Consider the following 19,403-nt stretch of genomic DNA (forward strand, 5'->3'; position numbering starts at 1 on the left):
CCTCACGACGTCACCGCGGCGGCGGCGGTCTTCTTGGCGGTCGCCTGCTTGGCCGAAGTCTTCTTCGCCGAGGTTTTCTTGGCCGAGGCCTTCTTGGCGGAGGTCTTCTGTGCTGAAGCCTTCTTCGCCGAGGCAGGCTTACCGGTCGCTGGCTTGGCCGCGGCAGGCGAGGCGGGAGCCGCCGCGAGCGCCTTCCGGGCGGTCTTCGCGACGGGCGCCTTCGCGAGCGCCTCCGCGAGGAACTGACCGGTATGGCTCTCAGCGTGCTCGGCGACCTGTTCCGGCGTGCCGGTGGTGAGGATCGTACCGCCGCCGGAGCCGCCTTCGGGGCCGAGGTCGATCACCCAGTCCGCGCTGCGGATCACGTCGAGATTGTGCTCGATCGTGATGACAGTGTTGCCCTTGTCGACGAGGCCGTTCAGCACGAGCAGCAGCTTCCGCACGTCCTCGAAGTGGAGCCCCGTCGTCGGCTCGTCGAGCACGTAGATGCTTCGCCCGTTCGAGCGCTTCTGCAGCTCGGTTGCCAGCTTCACGCGCTGCGCCTCGCCGCCGGACAGCGTGGTCGCGCTCTGGCCGAGTCGCACGTACCCGAGGCCGACGTCGACGAGCGTCTTCATGAACCTGTGGATCGACGAGATCGGCTCGAAGAACTCCTCAGCCTCGGCGATGGGCATCTCGAGGACCTCGGCGATGTTCTTGCCCTTGTACCGCACCTGCAGCGTCTCGCGGTTGTACCGGCTCCCGCCACAGACCTCGCAGGCGACGTAGACGTCCGGCAGGAAGTTCATCTCGATCTTCAGGGTACCGTCGCCCGAGCACGCCTCGCAGCGTCCGCCCTTGACGTTGAAGCTGAAGCGCCCGGGCAGGTAACCGCGGGTCTTCGCCTCGGGAGTGTCGGCGAACAGGTTGCGGATCTTGTCGAACACGCCGGTGTAGGTTGCCGGGTTCGAGCGCGGGGTGCGACCGATTGGCGCCTGATCCACGTGCACGACCTTATCGAGGTGCTCAAGGCCGGTGACGCGAGTGTGCTTGCCCGGCACCATGCGCGCGCCGTTGAGCTGATTCGCGAGCACCCGGTAGAGCACGTCGTTCACCAGCGTTGACTTGCCGCTGCCGGAGACGCCGGTGACGGCCGTCATCACGCCGAGCGGGAACGTCGCGTCGACGTTCTGGAGATTGTTCGAGCGTGCCCCGACGACAGTGAGCTCCCGGCTCGTGTCGAGCGGCCTGCGGGTCTTCGGCGTCTCGATCGCGCGGCGGCCAGCGAGGTAGTCGCCGGTGACAGAGTTCGTGTTCGCGCGCAGTTCGGGCAGCAGGCCCGAGTGCACCACGGTGCCGCCTTCGACGCCGGCGCCCGGCCCGATGTCCACGAGCCAGTCCGCTGCCTCGATTGTCTCCTCGTCGTGCTCGACGACGATGAGCGTGTTGCCGAGGTCGCGGAGCTTGACGAGCGTCTCGATGAGGCGCCTGTTGTCGCGCTGATGTAGCCCGATGGAGGGCTCGTCGAGCACATAGAGGACGCCCGTGAGCCCCGAGCCGATCTGCGTCGCGAGGCGGATGCGCTGTGCCTCCCCGCCGGAGAGAGTGCCCGCGGCGCGAGCGAGCGTCAGGTAGCCCAGGCCGACCTCGATGAGGAAGTCGAACCGGAGCCGAATCTCGCGCAACACCTGCGCGGCGATCTTCGCGTCGCGCTCGCTGAGCTCGACCCTGTCGAAGAAGTGCTTCGCGTCGAGCAGGCTGAACTCGCCGACGCTCGCGATTGACTCGTTATCGACGGTCACCGCGAGCACCTCGGGCTTCAGGCGCTGGCCGTTGCAGACGTGGCAGGGAACCTCGCGGAGAAACTCAGACCAGCGCTCGCGCCGGTTGTCGCTCTCCGCCTCGGCGTACTGCCGCTCGATAAACGGGATCACCCCCTCGAAGCCGCTCGTGTACTTCACCTCGCGGCCGAAGCGGTTCTTCCAGCGCACGTTCACCTTGAAGTCGTTGCCGCGGAGCACCGCCTCGCGAACGTCCTCGTCGAGCTCGCCCCACGGCGTCTTCAGCGAGAAGTCGAGATCCTTCGACAGGCCAACGAGCAGCTTCTCGTAGTACTGGTAGAGGCTCTTGCCCTGGCTCGTCCACGGGATGATGACACCCTCGCTGATCGAGAGTTCAGGGTCGCCGAGCACGAGGTCGTCGTCAACGGACATGCTCGTGCCCAGGCCGGAACACGTCGGGCACGCGCCGAATGGTGCGTTGAAGGAGAACGTCCGCGGCTCAATCTCGGTGAGCTGCACGGGGTGCTGGTTCGGGCACGACAGGTGTTCCGAGAAGAGCTGCACCCGGTCGTCGGCGTCCTGGTCGCGGTCGACGTAGTCAATCTGCACCGTGCCATCGGCGAGGCGCAGTGCGGTCTCCAACGAGTCGGTGAGCCTGCCGAGCCCCTCTGGCGACGCGACGAGCCTGTCGATCACGACCGAGATGTCGTGCTTGATCTGCTTCTTCAGCTTCGGCGGTTCGCTGAGCTGGATGAGCTCACCGTCGACGATCGCGCGGGAGTAGCCGCTCGCGGCGAGCTCCTGGAACAGGTCGACGAACTCGCCCTTCTTCTTCGACACGACGGGCGCGAGCACCTGGAAGCGGGTGCGCTCCTCGAGCTGCATGAGGCGGTCAGCGATCTGCTGCACGGTCTGGGACTCAATCCGCTCCCCGCACACCGCACAGTGCGGAATGCCGACGCGCGCCCACAGCAGACGCATGTAGTCGTAGATCTCGGTGATCGTGCCCACGGTGGAACGCGGGTTGCGGTTCGTCGACTTCTGGTCGATGGAGACCGCCGGGCTCAGGCCCTCGATGAAATCGACGTCTGGCCTGTCGACCTGGCCGAGGAACTGGCGCGCGTACGCGCTCAGGGACTCGACGTACCGACGCTGACCCTCGGCGAAAATCGTGTCGAACGCGAGGCTCGACTTGCCGCTGCCAGACAGCCCGGTGAAGACGACGAGCGAGTCGCGCGGAATCGACAGGTCGACGTTCTTGAGGTTGTGCACCCGAGCGCCCTGGACACTGATGTGCGCGTGCGCTGCCGAGGAACGAATAGGTGTTTTGCTCTGAGAAGTCACTCCCCCAGCTTAGCGTCTCCCGCACCTCAGTTCGAACATGTGTTCTAAACATTCTGAGTGTTCGCTCGTGGCGCTTCGCTAGAGAACCGCGCCAGAGTATGCCAGGGTTGACGGTTGAGACCAGATCATCTGATGAATGAGGTAGCGACCATGACCACTCCCGCGTCCGACAGGACCCAGCGCCCGGCACGACCCCAGATTGTGCTCGAGGTCAAGGAACGCGTGCAGCTGAGTCCCCACCTCGTGCGGGTCGTCGCACACGGGCCCGGCATGGCGCAGGTCGATGCGGGGGCGTTTACCGACGCCTACAGCAAGATGCTCTTCAGGCAGCCCGGCAGCGATATCGATCCGCCCTACGACCTCGACGCGCTGCGGGAGGAGCTCGCGCCGGAAGACATGCCCGCCACCCGCACCTACACGGTGCGGCGCGTCGATCACGAGGCGGGCGAGCTCTGGATCGATTTCGTCGTCCACGGCACCGAGGGCATCGCCGGCCCCTGGGCCGACGCCGCCCGACCCGGCGATCCCGTGGTGCTGCGGGGCATCGGCGGTGGCTACGCGCCCGATCCGAGTGCTGACTGGCACCTGCTGGCCGGCGATGAATCGGCGATCCCAGCGATCGCCTCGGCTCTTGAAGCGATGCCAGCCGACGCCGTCGGCGTCTGCTTCATCGAGGTCGCAGGCGAGGCCGACGTGCTCGAGCTCCGTGCGCCGGCCGGCATCACGGTGAGCTGGCTGTTCCGCGGCGCCGCCGAGGCGGGCACGTCGAATGTGCTCGTTGACGCAGTGCGCGCCGCCGAGTGGCTGCCCGGCCGCGTGCAGGTCTTCGTGCACGGTGAGCGCGGTGCGATGAAGGCGCTTCGGCCGTACTTCACGGATGAGCGCGGAATCGACAGGACCCAGCTCTCGCTCTCGCCCTACTGGGCATACGGGCGACGGGAGGATCGCTTCCAGGCCGAGAAGCGGGAGGCGATCGGCCAGATCTAGGGCCGGCCTCCGACCGGGCGCTCGTGCGGTCTCGGGCGCGGCACAGCCTGCCCCTAGGTGGGTGGCGCTTTGGAGCCCGGATCGAGCGGCCGGTAGGCGTGGCGCATGTGGTCGCTGGTGAGGAAGTCCGCGATACCAATCATCACGAGGCTGAAGAGGATCTGCTCGGTGACCATCCACCCCGGGTACAGCCCGGGAATCGCCGCCATGACGAGGGTCACCACGGGGAAGATCTGCGAGAACAGCCGCAGCCGCTGGTAGGCCCAGCGCCATCCGCCTGACGCCCGCCAGGCGAAGTAGCCGAGGGTGAGCGTCATCCCGAGCACGACAATCGTTCGAACCCACACCGCGATCGGTACAGCCGCACCCGAGCTGGCGAGGACGAGCGCGACGGCGACCGCGCCGACACCGAGCAGCACTTCGACGCCGAGCAGCGACCAGATCCAGGTGAAGGCGCGCCACGTCTTTCGGTGGGTGCGGTCGGCCTCGGCAATGCGCATTCCGGCCTGTCGTCCACCGGCAAGCCTGTCGATCTTCAGCAGGAGAGATTCCCAGGTCATGCCCACAGCGTACGACCGGCGCCGCAGTGGGGCTGCAAAAAACCCAAACTATCAACACAATGGATGACGGTGGTGCGGGCTACGATTCCACCATGAGCCTCACACTTGACTTCATCGGAATCGTGACGACTGACCTTGCTGCATCACTGGCCTTTTACCGCCAGCTGGGCCTAGATATCCCAGCCAACGCCGATGACGAGGCGCACGTGGAGGCAGTGCTCCCTGGTGGCATGCGTGTCGGCTGGGACACCCTCGAGACCATTCAGAGCTTCGACCCGAGCTACGAGCGGTCCACCGGAAGTCATCGCGTGGCCTTCGCCTTCCAAGCGGGCTCGCCGGCCGAGGTTGACGAGACGTTCGCCCGCCTCGTCGCCGCGGGTGCGCAGGTCCGGGTGGAGCCGTGGGACGCGTTCTGGGGTCAGCGCTACGCGACCGTCATGGACCCGGACGGGAACGCAGTCGATCTGTACGCGCCGCTCTCGTAGCGGGTACAGCACGCTGGCGGCGCCTGTGCAGGGCCGCCAGCGTTCCCTGTGGCGGGCCTAGATGTGGCCCGCCGCGTCCATGCTGCGCAACTCGCGCTTCAACTCCGAGACTTCGTCGCGCAGGCGCGCCGCAAGCTCAAACTTGAGCTCCTCGGCAGCGAGCAGCATCTGCGAGGTGAGGTCGGCGATGATCTCCTCGAGCTTGTCGGCGCCCTCCGCACCGATCGCGCCCGCGCGAGATGCAGCCTTGCCCTTCGTGCGCTGCGGTGATCCCTTCTGCGCGTGCCTGGACGTTCGGTTCGCGAGCACCTCGTCGGTGTCCGCGGCCTCCCGGTTCAGCACCTCCGTGATGTCGCCGATCTTCTTCCGCAGCGGCTTCGGGTCGATCCCGTGTGCGGTGTTGTACTCGAGCTGAATGTCGCGGCGCCGGTTCGTCTCCTCGATCGCAAGCTGCATCGACGGCGTGATCCGGTCGGCGTACATGTGCACCTCGCCCGACACATTTCGCGCCGCTCGACCGATCGTCTGGATGAGCGAGGTCGATGACCGGAGGAACCCCTCCTTGTCGGCGTCGAGAATGGCGACGAGCGACACCTCGGGGAGGTCGAGACCTTCACGCAGCAGGTTGATGCCGACGAGCACGTCGAACACGCCGGCGCGCAACTCGGTGAGCAACTCCACCCGGCGGAGGGTGTCGACGTCGGAGTGCAGGTAGCGCACCTGGACGCCGGCCTCTTCCATGAAGGTCGTGAGCTGCTCGGCCATCTTCTTCGTGAGCGTCGTGACGAGCACCCGCTCGTCGCGCTCGACCCTGCGGCGCACTTCCTCGAGCAGATCATCGATCTGGCCCTCGGAGGGCTTCACGACGATCTCGGGGTCGACGAGCCCCGTCGGGCGAATGATCTGCTCAACGACACCGTCGGCGAGTTCCATCTCGTACTTGCCGGGCGTTGCCGACAGGTAGACGGTCTGGCCGACGCGTTCCTTGAACTCGCCAAACTTCAGTGGGCGGTTATCGAGCGCGCTCGGAAGCCGGAATCCGTGATCGACGAGCGTGCGCTTGCGCGAGGAGTCGCCCTCATACATTGCGCCGATCTGTGGCACCGTCACGTGCGACTCGTCGATGACGACGAGGAAGTCGTCAGGGAAGTAGTCGAGCAGGCAGTGTGGGGCTTCGCCCGGAACGCGGCCGTCCATGTGCATCGAATAGTTCTCAATGCCCGAGCAGAACCCGATCTGTTCCATCATCTCGAGGTCGAACGTCGTGCGCATCCGCAGGCGCTGTTCCTCGACGAGCTTGTTCTGCGACTTCAGCTCCGCCGACCGCGACTCGAGCTCGGTCGAGATATCGCGCATGGCACGGTTCATCACCTCACGGCTCGCGACGTAGTGCGAACCGGGGAATACTGACACGCTGTCGACCTGCTTGACGACGTCACCGGTGAGCGGATGCAGGTAGTACAGCGCCTCAATCTCGTCGCCGAAGAACTCGATCCTGATCGCGAGCTCCTCGTACATCGGAATGATCTCGACGGTGTCGCCCCGCACGCGGAAGTTTCCGCGCACGAACTCGATGTCGTTGCGCTGATACTGCATCTGCACGAACCGCCGAAGCAGGACGTCGCGGTCGAGCCGGTCCCCCACCTGCAGCGGCACCATCGCCTCGTAGTACTCCTCGGGCTTGCCGAGGCCGTAGATGCACGAGACCGTGGAGATCACCACGACGTCGCGGCGGCTGAGGAGCGAGTTCGTCGTCGAGTGCCGGAGCCGCTCGACCTCCGCGTTCACCGACGAGTCCTTCTCGATAAACGTGTCCGTCTGCGGCACATACGCCTCGGGCTGGTAGTAGTCGTAGTAGGAGACGAAGTACTCCACCGCGTTGTTCGGCATGAGCTCGCGGAACTCGTTCGCGAGCTGCGCGGCGAGCGTCTTGTTGTGCGCGAGAATCAGCGTGGGTCGCTGCACCTGTTCGATGAGCCAGGCGGTCGTCGCTGACTTGCCGGTGCCCGTCGCGCCGAGCAGCACGATGTCGGTCTCGCCCGCGTTGATGCGGTTTGCGAGCTGCTCGATGGCCTGCGGCTGGTCACCACTCGGTTCGTACTCACTGACGACCTCGAACGGGCGAACGCTACGGGTTGTTTCCATGTCTTCCAGCATAAACCTCAGATCGCCCTATTCGAAACTTTGTTCGCATAGGGCGATCTGAGCGGCGCTCACGGGACGAGGACTGCGCGGCCCTGGATCTTGCCGTGGTGCAGGTCGTCGAACGCCCGCGGGGCGTCGTCGAGCGGGTACTGCACGACCTCCACGGCAATCTTGCCGGCTGCCGCGAGCGCGATGACCTCCCGCATGTCGCTTCTGGTACCGCCGTAGGCGCGCTCGATGTTGACGCCCCACGGGAGGCCGGCGCCGGCGCCAGCACGGTACTCGAACGCGCCGCCGCCGAGGCCGACGAAGCGGATGGCGCCGCCGCCGCGCACGACTGTGACGGCGAGATCCACTGTCGGCTGGACTCCGACGAAGTCGAACACGACGTCGGCGCCGACTCCCCCGGTCTCCGTCAGGATGCGCTCCGCTGCAGCCCCGTCGCTCGGGATCGCGAGGTCCGCGCCGTGGTCGCGGGCGAACGCAAGCTTGTCGGGATCGGTGTCGAGCGCGATCACCCTGGCGCCGGTGGTCGCCGCGAGAATCTGCAGCGCCATGTGGCCGAGACCGCCCAGCCCGATGAGCACGACGGTCGCGTCCCCAGTCATCCGGTCGCGAACCGTGTTGATCGCGTGCATCGGGGTGAGCGCCGCGTCGGCGAGCGGCGCTGCCGCGACAGGGTCGAGCGCGCCGATGGGATCGAGGTGGCGGGCCTTGACCGCGATGAAGTCGGCCATGCCGCCCGGGCTGCCGATGCCCGGCGAGAGCGGGGCGAGGCTGGCGCGGGGTGCGACGACCTCGCACTGGTTGTCGCGCCCCGCGAGGCACTCGCGGCACCGCCCGCAGGACAGGATGAGTGACACGATCGCACGGTCTCCCGCTTCCCAGCCCGACACGTCGGCCCCGAACGCTTCGACAGTCCCGGCGACCTCGTGCCCGAGCGTGCTCCCGACGAGCGGACTGTCGTCGCCCCCGGCGATGATGCTGATGTCGGAGTGGCAGACGCCGGCGCCGCCAACGCGGAGCAACACTTCGTCTGGGGCGATCGTGGGGATTGGCTTATCCTGCACCTCGACGGTGTTTCCGCGAACGTAGGTGACTGCGCGCATGAATCGGTTCCTCTCGTCAGCTGAAGGCCGCATGTATCGCCTGGCGCTGGGCGTCAGGGCGCGGCAACCTTAGGCTACGCCTGACGTTCCGTACGCGCCTCCTCTTCGTGCACAACCTGCAGGTTCGTGGGCGCTTCAGCGTGATAATCTGGCCCTCCTGTCCGGGGGATCGAAAGAGAGTGGGATCACTGGTGAAACTCGCAGAGGCGCTTGCGCTGCGCGGCGATACGCAGAAGAGAATTGCTCAGCTACGCTCGCGCATCGTTGCGAATGCCCACTATCAGGAGGGCGACACGCCAGTCGAAGACGCCGCAGCCCTGCTCACCGAGGTTGAGCGTGCCGTTGGCGAGCTCGAGGTGCTCGTCCGCAGTATCAACGCGACGAACTCCGCAATCCAGATCGAGATCGCTCCGAAGTCGCCGAGCGGCGGCCGCCGACGCCAGCCGAGTGGCGCAGCGACCACCGCGAAGGTCACCATGACCGACGCGCTGGCGCGTCGGGACAGCCTGCGCCTGCGCCACTCGATCCTGATCGAGGCGGCCGACGCCGCCCAGGATCAGGGCGGCTTCCGCCAGATGCGCTCGGAACTGCGGCAGGTCTCGGCGCTGCCCGTGCCTGAACTCCGCGGCCAGGCCGACACGCTCGCGCGCGAGCTGCGCGAACTCGACGCGCAGATCCAGCAGGCGAACTGGCTCAACGACCTCATCGAGGGCTAACGCCGCGACTCAACACTCGCTCGAACCAGTCTCGGTCGAGCGCACAACTGCATACAGGCGAGTCGGTACCGATTCGATCAGCGGGCACACCCCGAGCCAGACGGGCAATTCTGGCTTCTAGCAGGGTGGCGGGCAACCCACACTTTGACAGTGCAGCCCAGCACTTGGCACATGTGACTGCGCACCCAGCACACTGCACTACCGCGTGCCGGGATCGAATCGGGAGGGTGGGTTCGGGGACTCTTCGCGCGCGGGATCAAGGCACGGCTACCGTGCGCCGCAGTGCAGTGCAGTGCAGTGCAGCGCGGTGCGCGAGCAGGCTAGTGGGCGAACCCGAGATCGAGGTTGCCGACCCCTGCGGCGCGGATGTCGCTCAGGCCCTGCCAGCTCGCAGCGTCGCGCAACAGCTGCGCCGCGACCTCGCTCGTGTGGCGCGGCGCACCGGGTTCCTGCCATGCGGCCTGCACGAGCAGCTCGCCGGCTTGGCGGTCAGCCTTCAGATCGATCCTTCCGGCGAGCTTGCCGCCGACCATAAGCGGAAGGCAGTAGTAGCCGAACTGCCGCTTCTCCTTTGGGGTGTAGATCTCGATGCGGTAATGGAAGTCGTGGATCCGCTCGGCGCGCGGGCGGAACCACACGACCGGGTCAAACGGGGTGAGCAACGCGTTCGGGGCGAGTCGCGAGGGCACCGCGGCGTCTCGATGGAGCCACGCTGCCTCCGGGGTGCCGCCCTTCCCGAGCCACCCCTCCACCTCGACGGGCACAAGCTCACCGCTCTCGACGAGGTCTGCGACTGCGGCCTTCGCCGCCGGCGTCTTGAGCCTGTGGTAGTCGGCGATGTCCGCAAGCGTTCCGACACCCAACGAGCGCGCCGCCCGTGCGACGAGTTCCCGTTGCGCGGTCGCGCGGTCGACGGCAACGAGGTGCTGGTCAGGGATTGCCTGTTCGGCGAGCGCGTACCGGCGCTGGAACGACTCGCGCCCCGCAGAGACGACCTCGCCTGCCGCGAACAGCACCTCGACGGCGTGCTTCGTGTCGCTCCAGTCCCACCACGGGCCGCGCTTTTCGCGTGGACCGTCCTCAAGCTCGCGCACGAGCTGTGGGCCGTCGGAACGCAGTCGTTCGCGGACGGCATCGATGGTCGGGGCGAGCCTTTCCCAGCGCCCGTCGCGGGTGTGGCGCGCGCGGAAATCGTCCATGCGCCACCCGAAGAGCGGCCGGTCGGCGACCGGGATGAAAGCGGCCTCGTGCGCCCAGTACTCGGTGAACTCGCCACTGCCCCAGAGATGGTCGTCGAGGCGCTCGTGCGCGTAGCCGCCGTGGCGCGAGAACACCGGCATATAGTGACTGCGCGAGAACACGTTCACCGAATCGATCTGCAGCACATGGAGCCGGGACAGTGCCGCGTCGAACGGACGGCGCTTGCCGATCTTCGGCGCATTGGCGAACCCTTGGGCGGCGAGCGAGACGCGGCGCGCCTCGGCGGCGCTGAGCGAGGCGGTGGGTGCTGCGGATGTCATGAGGACACGCTACCGCGTGGCACCGTCACTCGTGCCGATCGTGCCGGCCGTGCGCTGCGTCGCGTCCGCGCCATGCGGAGCCGGGGCATAGATCACGACGTGCATGTCGGCCGCATCCGAGGGGACGAGCCGGTGATGCTCGAAGACGAGTTCCCCGTCGGTCGGATGGGTGAACGTGCGCAGCCGGGACGTGAACCTACTCACTGTTTGCTCGGCCCACTGCGTCCGAAACTCCGGGCTGAGTTCGGTGAGCGACTCGATGAGTGCGCGGTGGCGCTCGGAGCTCAGCCGGACGCCAGACTCCGCGCGGAACTCGGCGAGGAAGCTCCTGCTGTCGCGCTCCCAATTGGGCAGGAGTTCGCGATTGCGCGGGTCGGTGTAGATGATGCGAAGCAGGTTTCGTTCCTCGACGGGCGCCGCGACGATGGGGCCGTACAGCCACTCGTAGCCGGCGTTCCACCCGACGATCGTCCAGTCGCTCGTCAGGATGAACGCGGGGAAGCTGAACGACCGGATGAGGTTCAGGAGGTGCGGAGGGGCGTCGTCGGGCGGCGGGGGCTGCTGCGCGGGCCCGGGGGCGGCGAGGGCCCGGACATAGTCGGTCTCCGGCTCGGTCAGCTGCAGCACGCGCGCGACCGCGTGCAAGACCTGGTCGGAGGCGTTGATATCGCGCCCCTGTTCGAGCCAGGTGTACCAGCTCACGCTCATGCCCGCGAGTGTCGCGACCTCCTCCCGGCTGAGACCGGTCTCGCTGCGACGGTTCCCCGGCGGCAGGCCGAGCGCGGCGCGGGGCTGCGCGCGCCGTTTCGATGCGAGGAACTCGCCGAGCTGCTGGCCCCGGGCGGTGCGTGGACGAATCATCAGATCATAGTACTACCAGTACTAGTACTATCGCTCACTTCCCGACCGCGCGCGGGCGTGGGTTACTGGAACAATGCCCACGTATCGCTCATTCACAGTCACCCACGGCCGCAACATGGCCGGCGCCCGCGCGCTCCTGCGTGCCGCCGGCGTGAACGGCGCCGATCTCGGCCGGAAGCCGATCATCGCGGTCGCAAACTCGTTCACCGAGTTCGTGCCGGGTCACACCCACCTTGCGCCCGTCGGCCGCATTGTCTCCGACGCGATCATCGAGGCGGGCGGCATCCCCCGCGAGTTCAACACCATCGCCGTCGACGACGGCATCGCGATGGGCCACGGCGGCATGCTGTACTCGCTGCCGTCCCGAGACCTCATCGCGGACTCCGTCGAATACATGGTCGAGGCGCACTGCGCGGATGCGCTCATCTGCATCTCGAACTGCGACAAGATCACGCCGGGCATGCTGCTCGCCGCCCTGCGCCTGAACATCCCGACTGTCTTCGTGTCTGGCGGCCCCATGGAGTCGGGGCGCGCGGTGCTCGCGAACGGCATGGTCCGCACGCTCGACCTCGTCGACGCGATCTCCGACGCCGTCAACGACAACATCTCTGACGAGGACATGCTGAAGATCGAGGAGTCCGCGTGCCCGACCTGCGGGTCGTGCTCGGGCATGTTCACCGCGAATTCGATGAACTGCCTCACCGAGGCGATCGGCCTGTCGCTGCCTGGCAACGGTTCGACGCTCGCGACCCACACGGCGCGCAAGGCGCTGTACGAGAACGCAGGCCGGACGATCGTGGACATCACGCGCCGCCACTACGACGACGATGACTACAGCGTGCTCCCCCGCAACATTGCGACGCCCGAGGCGTTCGGCAACGCGATGGCGCTCGACATCGCGATGGGCGGGTCGACGAACACGATCCTGCATCTGCTCGCCGCCGCCCACGAGGCCGGCGTCGACTTCGGACTCGATGAGATCGATGCGGTCTCGCGGCGCGTGCCCTGCCTCGCGAAGGTGGCGCCCAACGTCGCGAACGGGAAGACCTACTACATGGAGGACGTGCACCGGGCCGGCGGCATCCCCGCGCTGCTCGGGGAGCTGCGGCGCGGCGGTCTGCTCGACGAGAACGTGCACACCGTACACTCGCAGACCCTCGGCGAGTGGCTCGACGAGTGGGACGTACGCGGTGGCAAGGCCTCCGACGAGGCGTTCGAGCTCTGGCACGCTGCCCCTGGCGGGGTGCGGTCGTCGACGGCGTTCTCACAGTCCGAGCGCTGGCGAGACCTCGATCTCGACCAGGAGAACGGCTGCATCCACTCGGTCGAGCACGCCTACTCGAAGGACGGCGGCCTCGCTGTGCTGCGCGGCAACATTGCCGTCGACGGCGCCGTGGTGAAGACCGCTGGCGTCGACGAGTCGATCTGGACGTTCTCCGGTCCGGCCGTCGTGTGCGAGTCGCAGGATGAGGCCGTCGAGAAGATCCTCAACAAGCAGGTGAACGAGGGCGACGTGGTCGTGATCCGCTACGAGGGGCCGAAGGGCGGCCCCGGCATGCAGGAGATGCTCTACCCGACCTCGTTCCTGAAGGGGCGCGGGCTCGGCAAGAAGTGCGCACTCATCACCGACGGCCGCTTCTCGGGCGGCACCTCCGGCCTCTCGATCGGCCACATCTCCCCCGAGGCGGCGAGCGGCGGCATCATCGCGCTGGTCGAGGACGGCGACACCATCTCGATTGACATCCCGACGCGGGCGCTCACACTCGACGTTCCCGAGGCCGAGCTGGAGCGGCGCCGGGCAGCGCTCGAGGCCGCCGGCGGATACCGTCCCAAGAACAGAGTCCGCCACGTCTCGGACGCGCTGCGGGCCTACGCCGCGTTCGCGCAGTCGGCCGACAAGGGAGCCGTGCGGGTCATCCCCGAGACGTTCTAGGCCACGAGCGCCCACAACGCATCATCCCTCCGAGACGACCCCCAAACTACGCTTGGGAACGGGTTGTTTCGGAGGGATGATGCTCGTTCGCGGCGGGACGACCGCCCCGGGTGACAGTCAGGTGGCCGCCGGGCTGCGCGCAGGTGCGCGGTTAGGCGAACCAGAGGCCGAGCTCGCGCTCAGCCGAGAGGGTCGAGTCCGACCCGTGTACGAGGTTCTGCTGCACGGCGAGGCCCCAGTCTCGGCCGAGGTCACCACGGATCGTGCCGGGCGCGGCGACGGTGGGGTCGGTCGCGCCGGCGATCGAGCGGAAGCCCTCGATGACGCGCTCGCCCTCCGCGCGCACAGCGACGACAGGCCCGGAACTCATGAACTCGATGAGCGGCTCGTAGAACGGCTTGCCCTCGTGTTCTTCGTAGTGTGCGGCGAGCAGCTCACGGCTCGGGGTCAGCATGCGCAGGCCACTGATCGTGTAGCCCTTCGCCTCGATGCGGCGCAGGATCTCGCCGGTCAGCCCGCGGGCGACTCCGTCAGGCTTGACGAGGATGAGTGTTTGCTCGGTGGACATGAAGCTCCTGTTCGAGTGGTGTGTTCTGCGGTATTCAGTCTAGTGAGGGGCGAGCCGGCGGCGCGCCGGCAGGCTATTCCTGCTGGGCGCGCAGCGCGGCATTCTGCTCGTCGATCTTCCCGCCGCGCACGATGCAGTACACCCAGAGCGCCGTGAAGATGCCGCCGACGAAAAGCGCCGCGGGCAGAATGAATGCGGTCGCGAGCATGAGCGCGTGGGTCACCCAGCCGAGCCGGATCCCGACCTCGCCGAAGCGGATCGTCGCGAGCGATACGACGCACAGCAGCGCGAGTACGCCGCCGATGACGAGCCCGAGCCACCGGGGGTCGGTGATGCCGAGGCCGAAGATCGTCAGGCCGATGAGCACGACGATGATGAGCTCGAAGCCGAGCACGATCGAGGCGAGCGCCTTACGCGTGGAGCGTTCGCCGGTAGCCGCGCCGGAGATACGCATCGCCGAGTTGTGTGCGGCGGCCTCCGACGGCGAGAGAACGAGCTCGTCGTCGTCTGATGCACCGTGCGGCTGGTCGGGTGTGGCGGTCATGCGGTCCCCCAGTTCTCTGAGCGTGAGTGGCTGATTGCTTCGCCCGCAAGTAGCACGGAGCCGACGACGAGCACGGCACGCGCGTTCGACTCCCCCGCCCAACTGCGCGCTCGCTCGAGGGCGAGCGGAAGCGAGGCGAGTTCCTCGACGGGGGTGTCAGGGATCGCCGACTTGGCGATGACTGCAAGCTCCTCGACAGGGAGCGACCTGGGCGAGTCGACCGCAGTCACGAACACCTGGTGGGCGATCGGGGCGAGCGTGTGGAGCAGGCCATGCGCGTCCTTCTCCTCAAGCACCCCGGTGACGATCGCGAGCTCTTCGAAGGCGAACGACTCGGTGACGGCGCGCACGAGCGCCTCGGCGCCGTGCGGGTTGTGCGCGGCGTCGACGTAGACGATCGGGTCGGTGCCGATGAGCTGCAGTCGGCCTGGCGAGGTGAGCTGCCCGAGGCCCTCGTCGAGGACTTCCTCGGGGATCGGCCGCTCGCCGCCGAAGAACGCCTCGACCGCGGCGATCGCGAGTGTGGCGTTCTCGGCCTGGTGCTGCCCGTACAGCGGCACGAAGGCCGGATCGTACGCGTGCCCGGTGAGCCCGACAACATCGACCTGTCGGCCGCCGACGGCGAGACGGTCCTCGGCGAGGCTGAAGTCCCGGCCCTGGACGTAGAGCCGCACGCCGAGGCGAGCGGCGGTATCGGCAAGCTCGCCGAGGGCGTCGACGTCCTGCTCGGCAGTCACCGCGGTACTTCCGGGCTTCATGATGAGCGATTTCGTGTGCGCGATGGTCTGCGTGTCGGGTCCCAGGTGCTCGGTGTGGTCGAGCCCGATCGGGGTGAAGACGGCCACCTGGGCGTCGACGATGTTCGTCGCGTCCCACTCGCCGCCCATGCCGACCTCGATCACGGCCACCTCGACGGGGGCGTCGGCGAACGCGACAAACGCGAGAACCGCGAGCGCCTCGAAGAAGGTGATCCGGCCGTGCCCGGCGGCCTCGAGCTCGGAGTCAACGAGCTGCAGCGGCAGCCGCAGCTCCTCCCATGCCTCGGCAAGTGCGGCCTCGGCGATCGGCTGGCCGTCGACCTGGAAGCGTTCGGTGAAGTCAACGAGGTGCGGGCTGGTGAAGAGCCCGGTGCGCAGCCCGTGGGCGCGCAGCAGTGACTCGATCGCGCGGCTCGTCGACGTCTTGCCGTTCGTGCCGGCGACCTGCACCACCGGGTATGAGAGCTGCGGCGACCCCGCGAGCTCGGCGAGGCGGCGCACCGGCTCGATGCGTGGGCGAGGGTTCGCCTCGCCCACGCGAGTGAGCAGCTCCGCGTAGACCTGCGCTGCGGTGCCGCTCATCGCGCCTCCTCCGTGTCGGGTGCGTCGAGTCCGGTGACGTCGATGGTGATGACGACCGGCGCCTTCTCAACGCCGAGCGCCTTCGCGCCGGTGATGAACACGCCGCCGCCGGGAGACTGGAGGTCGTCGACGATCGCGTCGATCCCGATCGCCTCCTGGACGGCGATGCCCTCGGCGAGCGTCTCGGCCGCGATGAGCGCCGCATGCGTCTGCAGTGCGGCCGCGTGCGCCGGTTCGGCGTTCAGCGCGAGCACGATGCGGTCGCTCACGTCGAGTCCGGCGGCCTTGCGCGCCTCCTGGATCGCGCGGATCGCGTCGCGCGCGATGCCCTCGGCCTCGAGCTCCGGCGTGGTCGCCGTCTCGAGGATCGCGAACCCGCCGCCCTGGATGAGCGTGATGGCGGGGCCGCCGTCCTCGGCGCCCGAGCCCGCCTGCAGCGTGAGCTCGTACTCGTGCGGTTCGAGGGCGATGCCGCCGGCGACGACGACACCGTTCTCCTCGCTCCAGTCACCCGCCTTCGCGCCCTTGATCGCGACCTGCACCTGCTTGCCGAGGCGGGGGCCCGCGGCGCGCGCGTTGACGGCGAGCGTCTGCACGATGCCGTTCTCGGCCGCGCTCGACTCGGTCTCCTGAACGAGGCGCACCTGCTTGACGTTGAGCTCATCGCGCAAGATGTCGGAGAAGGGCTCCAGCGCGGCCGGTCGCGAGGTCACGACGGTGAGCTCTGCGAGCGGCAGGCGGACGCGGAGCTTGTGCGCCTTGCGGAGCGCGAGTGCCTGCGACGTGATCTGGCGAACCTCGTCCATCGCGGCGACGAGCTCGTCGTCGACCGGGAACTCTGCGGCGTCGGGCCAGTCGGTGAGGTGCACCGAGCGGCCGCCGGTGAGACCGCGCCACACCTCCTCGGTGACGAGGGGTGCCATCGGCGCGGCGACGCGCGCGAGCGTCTCGAGCACGGTGAAGAGCGTGTCGAACGCCTGCGTGTTTGCGGGCTTGCCGTTCGCGCCGGTAGTGCCCTCCCAGAACCTGTCGCGGGAGCGGCGCACGTACCAGTTGGTCAAGACCTCGGCGAACGCGCGCAGTGTCTCTGCCGCTGACGTCGTGTCGAGCCCATCGAGATGCGCCTGCACCTCGCGGACGAGCGTGCCAGTCTTCGCGAGGATGTACCGGTCAAGCGGGTCGGTCGAGTCGACGCGGCGCTCTGCCTCGACGCCATCGGCGTTCGCGTACAGGCTAAAGAAGTACCAGCTGTTCCAGAGCGGCAGGATGAACTGGCGCACGCCCTCGCGGATGCCCTCCTCAGTCACGATGAGGTTGCCGCCGCGCACGACCGGCGATGCCATGAGGAACCAGCGCATCGCGTCGGAGCCGTCGCGATCGAAGACCTCGTTCACGTCCGGGTAGTTCTGCAGGCTCTTCGACATCTTGTTGCCGTCGGAGCCGAGCACGATGCCGTGGCTGATGACGCTCTTGAACGCCGGGCGGTCGAAGAGGGCCGTCGCGAGCACGTGCTGGACGTAGAACCAGCCGCGGGTCTGACCGATGTACTCGACGATGAAGTCGGCGGGCTGGCTCTTCTCGAACCACTCAACGTTCTCAAACGGGTAGTGCGCCTGGGCGAACGGCATCGAGCCCGAATCGAACCAGACGTCGAGCACGTCCTCGATGCGGCGCATCGTCGACTCGCCGCTCGGATCGTCCGGGTTCGGCCGGGTGAGCGAATCGATGTACGGGCGGTGCAGGTCGATCTCACCTGCCTCGTTGCGCGGGAGCTCGCCGAAGTCGGCCTCGAGCTCCGCGACCGACCCGTAGACGTCTTCGCGCGGGAACTCCGGGTTGTCGCTCTTCCACACCGGGATCGGGCTGCCCCAGTAGCGGTTGCGGCTGATCGACCAGTCGCGCGCGCCTTCAAGCCACTTGCCGAACTGGCCGTGCTTGACGTTCGCGGGGACCCACTCGATCTCCTCGTTCACCTCGAGCATGCGGTCCTTGATATCCGTGACGCGCACGAACCAGCTCGAGACCGCGCGATAGATCAGCGGGTTGCGGCAGCGCCAGCAGTGCGGGTACGAGTGCAGGTAGCTCTGCTCGCGCAGCAGGCGGCCAGACGCCTTCAGCATCCGGATGAGTGGGCGGTTCGCGTCCATCCACAGCTCGCCAGCGACGTCGGTGACCGCCGCAATGAAGCGGCCGCCCTCGTCGAGGCTCACGATTGTCGGCATGCCCGCGGCGGTGGTGAGGCGGTGGTCGTCCTCGCCGTACGCGGGCGACTGGTGGACGATGCCCGTGCCGTCGGTGACGGTGACGTAGCCGTCGACGAGCACGCGCCAGTAGTTCTCGGTGCCCCAGGTCTCGGTGTCTGCGAAGTAGTTAAAGAGCGGCGCGTATTCGACGTCTAGAAGCTCGGCGCCCTGCACGGTGCGAGTGACGGCGTCGCGAACCTCATCGGCCGACTCGTAGCCGAGGTCCGACGCATAGTTCCCAGCGAGATCCTGCGCGACGAGGTAGCTCGCCTCGCCAGCGGCCGCGCCGTCCGAGCCGCCGGCGGGACCGGCGGGCACGACGACGTACGCGATGTCGGGGCCGACAGCGAGAGCGGCGTTCGTCGGCAGCGTCCACGGCGTCGTCGTCCAGGCGAGGGCGCGCACGCCTGACAGTCCGAGCTCGTCGGCGCGGGCGCCGCGGAACGGGAAGGTGACGGTGACCGAGGGATCCTGGCGCTCCTGGTACACGTCGTCGTCCATGCGCAGCTCGTGGTTCGAGAGCGGGGTCTCGTCGCGCCAGCAGTACGGCAGGATGCGCTGGCCCTCGTAGGCGAGACCCTTGTCGTACAGCTGCTTGAACGCCCAGATGACGCTCTCCATGAAGGAGACGTTCAGCGTCTTGTAGTCGTTTTCGAAGTCGACCCAGCGCGCCTGGCGGGTGACGTACTCCTCCCACTCCTTGGTGTACTGGAGGACGGACTCGCGGGCCTTCGCGTTGAAGGCGGCGACGCCCATCTCCTCGATCTCGCTCTTCTCGGTGATGCCGAGCTGCTTCATCGCCTCGAGCTCGGCCGGCAGTCCGTGGGTGTCCCAGCCGAAGCGCCGCTCGACCTTCTTGCCGCGCATCGTCTGGAAGCGCGGGAAGACGTCCTTCGCGTAGCCCGTGAGGAGGTGCCCGTAGTGGGGCAGGCCGTTGGCGAACGGGGGGCCGTCGTTGAAGACCCACTCGTCGCAGCCTTCGCGCTGGGCAATAGAGGCGCGGAAGGTATCGTCCGCGTCCCAGTAGGAAAGCACGCGCTGCTCAACCTCGGGAAGTCGCGGAGATGGATTCACGCCGAACGAGGCGCCTGCGGCTGCGGTCTCGCCGGTCGTCTGCTTTGGATAGCTCATGGGTGGGTACCTTCTCGTCACGCGATTCTCACGCTGGGGCGAGTGTACGAATCGATTCGTATCCCGCGGTACCACCCGGCTTGCGCTCATGGAGCGCCACTTCATTGAGCTGTAACGGGCCACCCGTCTGGTTCTACTGGGCCGCCCGTGGGTGGCT

Annotated in this window: 14 protein-coding genes; 4 read left to right on the plus strand and 10 right to left on the minus strand. The window is 67.6% G+C overall.

What is annotated here, in order from left to right:
• Positions 1 to 2: 2 nt before the first annotated feature.
• The gene (uvrA, locus tag BJ960_RS07670; RefSeq protein WP_185986848.1) at positions 3 to 3,104 is read right to left on the minus strand and encodes an excinuclease ABC subunit UvrA; all 3,102 of its coding nucleotides are present in this window, start codon (positions 3,102 to 3,104) and stop codon (positions 3 to 5) included.
• Between the two features lie 150 nt (positions 3,105 to 3,254).
• Between uvrA and BJ960_RS07675 the strand changes: the two genes are divergently transcribed.
• Complete coding sequence (locus tag BJ960_RS07675; protein ID WP_185986849.1) at positions 3,255 to 4,091, plus strand: siderophore-interacting protein; 837 nt, start codon at positions 3,255 to 3,257, stop codon at positions 4,089 to 4,091.
• A gap of 53 nt (positions 4,092 to 4,144) precedes the next feature.
• Here the strand turns inward: BJ960_RS07675 and BJ960_RS07680 are convergent, their stop codons facing one another.
• Positions 4,145 to 4,651 carry a hypothetical protein gene (locus BJ960_RS07680; RefSeq protein WP_185986850.1) on the minus strand — a complete coding sequence of 169 codons (507 nt, stop codon included), beginning with the start codon at positions 4,649 to 4,651 and terminating at the stop codon, positions 4,145 to 4,147.
• A gap of 92 nt (positions 4,652 to 4,743) precedes the next feature.
• Between BJ960_RS07680 and BJ960_RS07685 the strand changes: the two genes are divergently transcribed.
• Entirely contained in the window at positions 4,744 to 5,136 is a 393-nt protein-coding gene (locus tag BJ960_RS07685) for a VOC family protein (RefSeq protein WP_185986851.1), read from the plus strand.
• Between the two features lie 57 nt (positions 5,137 to 5,193).
• Here BJ960_RS07685 and uvrB read toward each other — a convergent pair whose 3' ends face one another.
• Together uvrB and BJ960_RS07695 are read right to left on the minus strand one after the other, a co-directional pair.
• Entirely contained in the window at positions 5,194 to 7,281 is a 2,088-nt protein-coding gene (uvrB, locus tag BJ960_RS07690; RefSeq protein ID WP_185986852.1) for an excinuclease ABC subunit UvrB, read from the minus strand.
• Between the two features lie 68 nt (positions 7,282 to 7,349).
• Positions 7,350 to 8,390, minus strand: a complete 1,041-nt coding sequence (locus BJ960_RS07695) for an alcohol dehydrogenase catalytic domain-containing protein (protein WP_185986853.1) — start codon at positions 8,388 to 8,390, stop codon at positions 7,350 to 7,352.
• Between the two features lie 191 nt (positions 8,391 to 8,581).
• On the opposite strand from BJ960_RS07695, the gene BJ960_RS07700 reads away from it, so the two are divergent.
• Positions 8,582 to 9,106, plus strand: coding sequence for a DIP1984 family protein (locus tag BJ960_RS07700; RefSeq protein WP_121073369.1), 525 nt, complete (start codon positions 8,582 to 8,584; stop codon positions 9,104 to 9,106).
• 320 nt (positions 9,107 to 9,426) lie between these two features.
• Here the strand turns inward: BJ960_RS07700 and BJ960_RS07705 are convergent, their stop codons facing one another.
• On the minus strand, positions 9,427 to 10,626 hold the full coding sequence (locus BJ960_RS07705) for a winged helix-turn-helix domain-containing protein (RefSeq protein WP_185986854.1): 1,200 nt from the start codon (positions 10,624 to 10,626) through the stop codon (positions 9,427 to 9,429).
• Positions 10,627 to 10,635: 9 nt separating this feature from the next.
• Positions 10,636 to 11,487: a helix-turn-helix transcriptional regulator gene (locus tag BJ960_RS07710; protein ID WP_185986855.1), complete on the minus strand. Its 852-nt coding sequence runs from the start codon at positions 11,485 to 11,487 to the stop codon at positions 10,636 to 10,638.
• A 73-nt stretch (positions 11,488 to 11,560) separates the two neighbouring features.
• On the opposite strand from BJ960_RS07710, the gene ilvD reads away from it, so the two are divergent.
• On the plus strand, positions 11,561 to 13,420 hold the full coding sequence (ilvD, locus tag BJ960_RS07715; protein WP_121071999.1) for a dihydroxy-acid dehydratase: 1,860 nt from the start codon (positions 11,561 to 11,563) through the stop codon (positions 13,418 to 13,420).
• A 151-nt stretch (positions 13,421 to 13,571) separates the two neighbouring features.
• On the opposite strand, the gene ndk is transcribed toward ilvD, so the two are convergent.
• The 4 genes from ndk to ileS form a co-directional block, all read right to left on the minus strand.
• Positions 13,572 to 13,988 carry a nucleoside-diphosphate kinase gene (gene ndk / locus BJ960_RS07720; RefSeq protein ID WP_119283788.1) on the minus strand — a complete coding sequence of 139 codons (417 nt, stop codon included), beginning with the start codon at positions 13,986 to 13,988 and terminating at the stop codon, positions 13,572 to 13,574.
• A gap of 73 nt (positions 13,989 to 14,061) precedes the next feature.
• On the minus strand, positions 14,062 to 14,532 hold the full coding sequence (locus BJ960_RS07725) for a DUF4233 domain-containing protein (RefSeq protein WP_185986856.1): 471 nt from the start codon (positions 14,530 to 14,532) through the stop codon (positions 14,062 to 14,064).
• Positions 14,529 to 15,872 (minus strand): bifunctional folylpolyglutamate synthase/dihydrofolate synthase, encoded by a 1,344-nt coding sequence (locus tag BJ960_RS07730; RefSeq protein WP_185986857.1) that lies wholly within the window; start codon positions 15,870 to 15,872, stop codon positions 14,529 to 14,531. Before BJ960_RS07730 ends, BJ960_RS07725 begins: the two co-directional genes overlap by 4 nt.
• Positions 15,869 to 19,246, minus strand: a complete 3,378-nt coding sequence (gene ileS / locus BJ960_RS07735; RefSeq protein ID WP_185986858.1) for an isoleucine--tRNA ligase — start codon at positions 19,244 to 19,246, stop codon at positions 15,869 to 15,871. The genes BJ960_RS07730 and ileS overlap by 4 nt, the downstream gene beginning before the upstream one ends.
• Positions 19,247 to 19,403 lie beyond the last annotated feature (157 nt).

Source organism: Leucobacter aridicollis, assembly GCF_013409595.1.
GTDB lineage: Bacteria > Actinomycetota > Actinomycetes > Actinomycetales > Microbacteriaceae > Leucobacter > Leucobacter aridicollis.

Coding starts and splice junctions, on each gene's coding strand:
- BJ960_RS07695 (WP_185986853.1), bottom strand. CDS start 8,390: ATGCGCGCAGTCACCTACGTTCGCGGAAACACCGTCGAGGTGCAGGAT.
- BJ960_RS07685 (WP_185986851.1), top strand. CDS start 4,744: ATGAGCCTCACACTTGACTTCATCGGAATCGTGACGACTGACCTTGCT.
- ndk (WP_119283788.1), bottom strand. CDS start 13,988: ATGTCCACCGAGCAAACACTCATCCTCGTCAAGCCTGACGGAGTCGCC.
- BJ960_RS07705 (WP_185986854.1), bottom strand. CDS start 10,626: ATGACATCCGCAGCACCCACCGCCTCGCTCAGCGCCGCCGAGGCGCGC.
- uvrB (WP_185986852.1), bottom strand. CDS start 7,281: ATGGAAACAACCCGTAGCGTTCGCCCGTTCGAGGTCGTCAGTGAGTAC.
- ilvD (WP_121071999.1), top strand. CDS start 11,561: ATGCCCACGTATCGCTCATTCACAGTCACCCACGGCCGCAACATGGCC.
- BJ960_RS07725 (WP_185986856.1), bottom strand. CDS start 14,532: ATGACCGCCACACCCGACCAGCCGCACGGTGCATCAGACGACGACGAG.
- ileS (WP_185986858.1), bottom strand. CDS start 19,246: ATGAGCTATCCAAAGCAGACGACCGGCGAGACCGCAGCCGCAGGCGCC.
- BJ960_RS07710 (WP_185986855.1), bottom strand. CDS start 11,487: ATGATTCGTCCACGCACCGCCCGGGGCCAGCAGCTCGGCGAGTTCCTC.
- BJ960_RS07675 (WP_185986849.1), top strand. CDS start 3,255: ATGACCACTCCCGCGTCCGACAGGACCCAGCGCCCGGCACGACCCCAG.
- BJ960_RS07680 (WP_185986850.1), bottom strand. CDS start 4,651: ATGACCTGGGAATCTCTCCTGCTGAAGATCGACAGGCTTGCCGGTGGA.
- BJ960_RS07730 (WP_185986857.1), bottom strand. CDS start 15,872: ATGAGCGGCACCGCAGCGCAGGTCTACGCGGAGCTGCTCACTCGCGTG.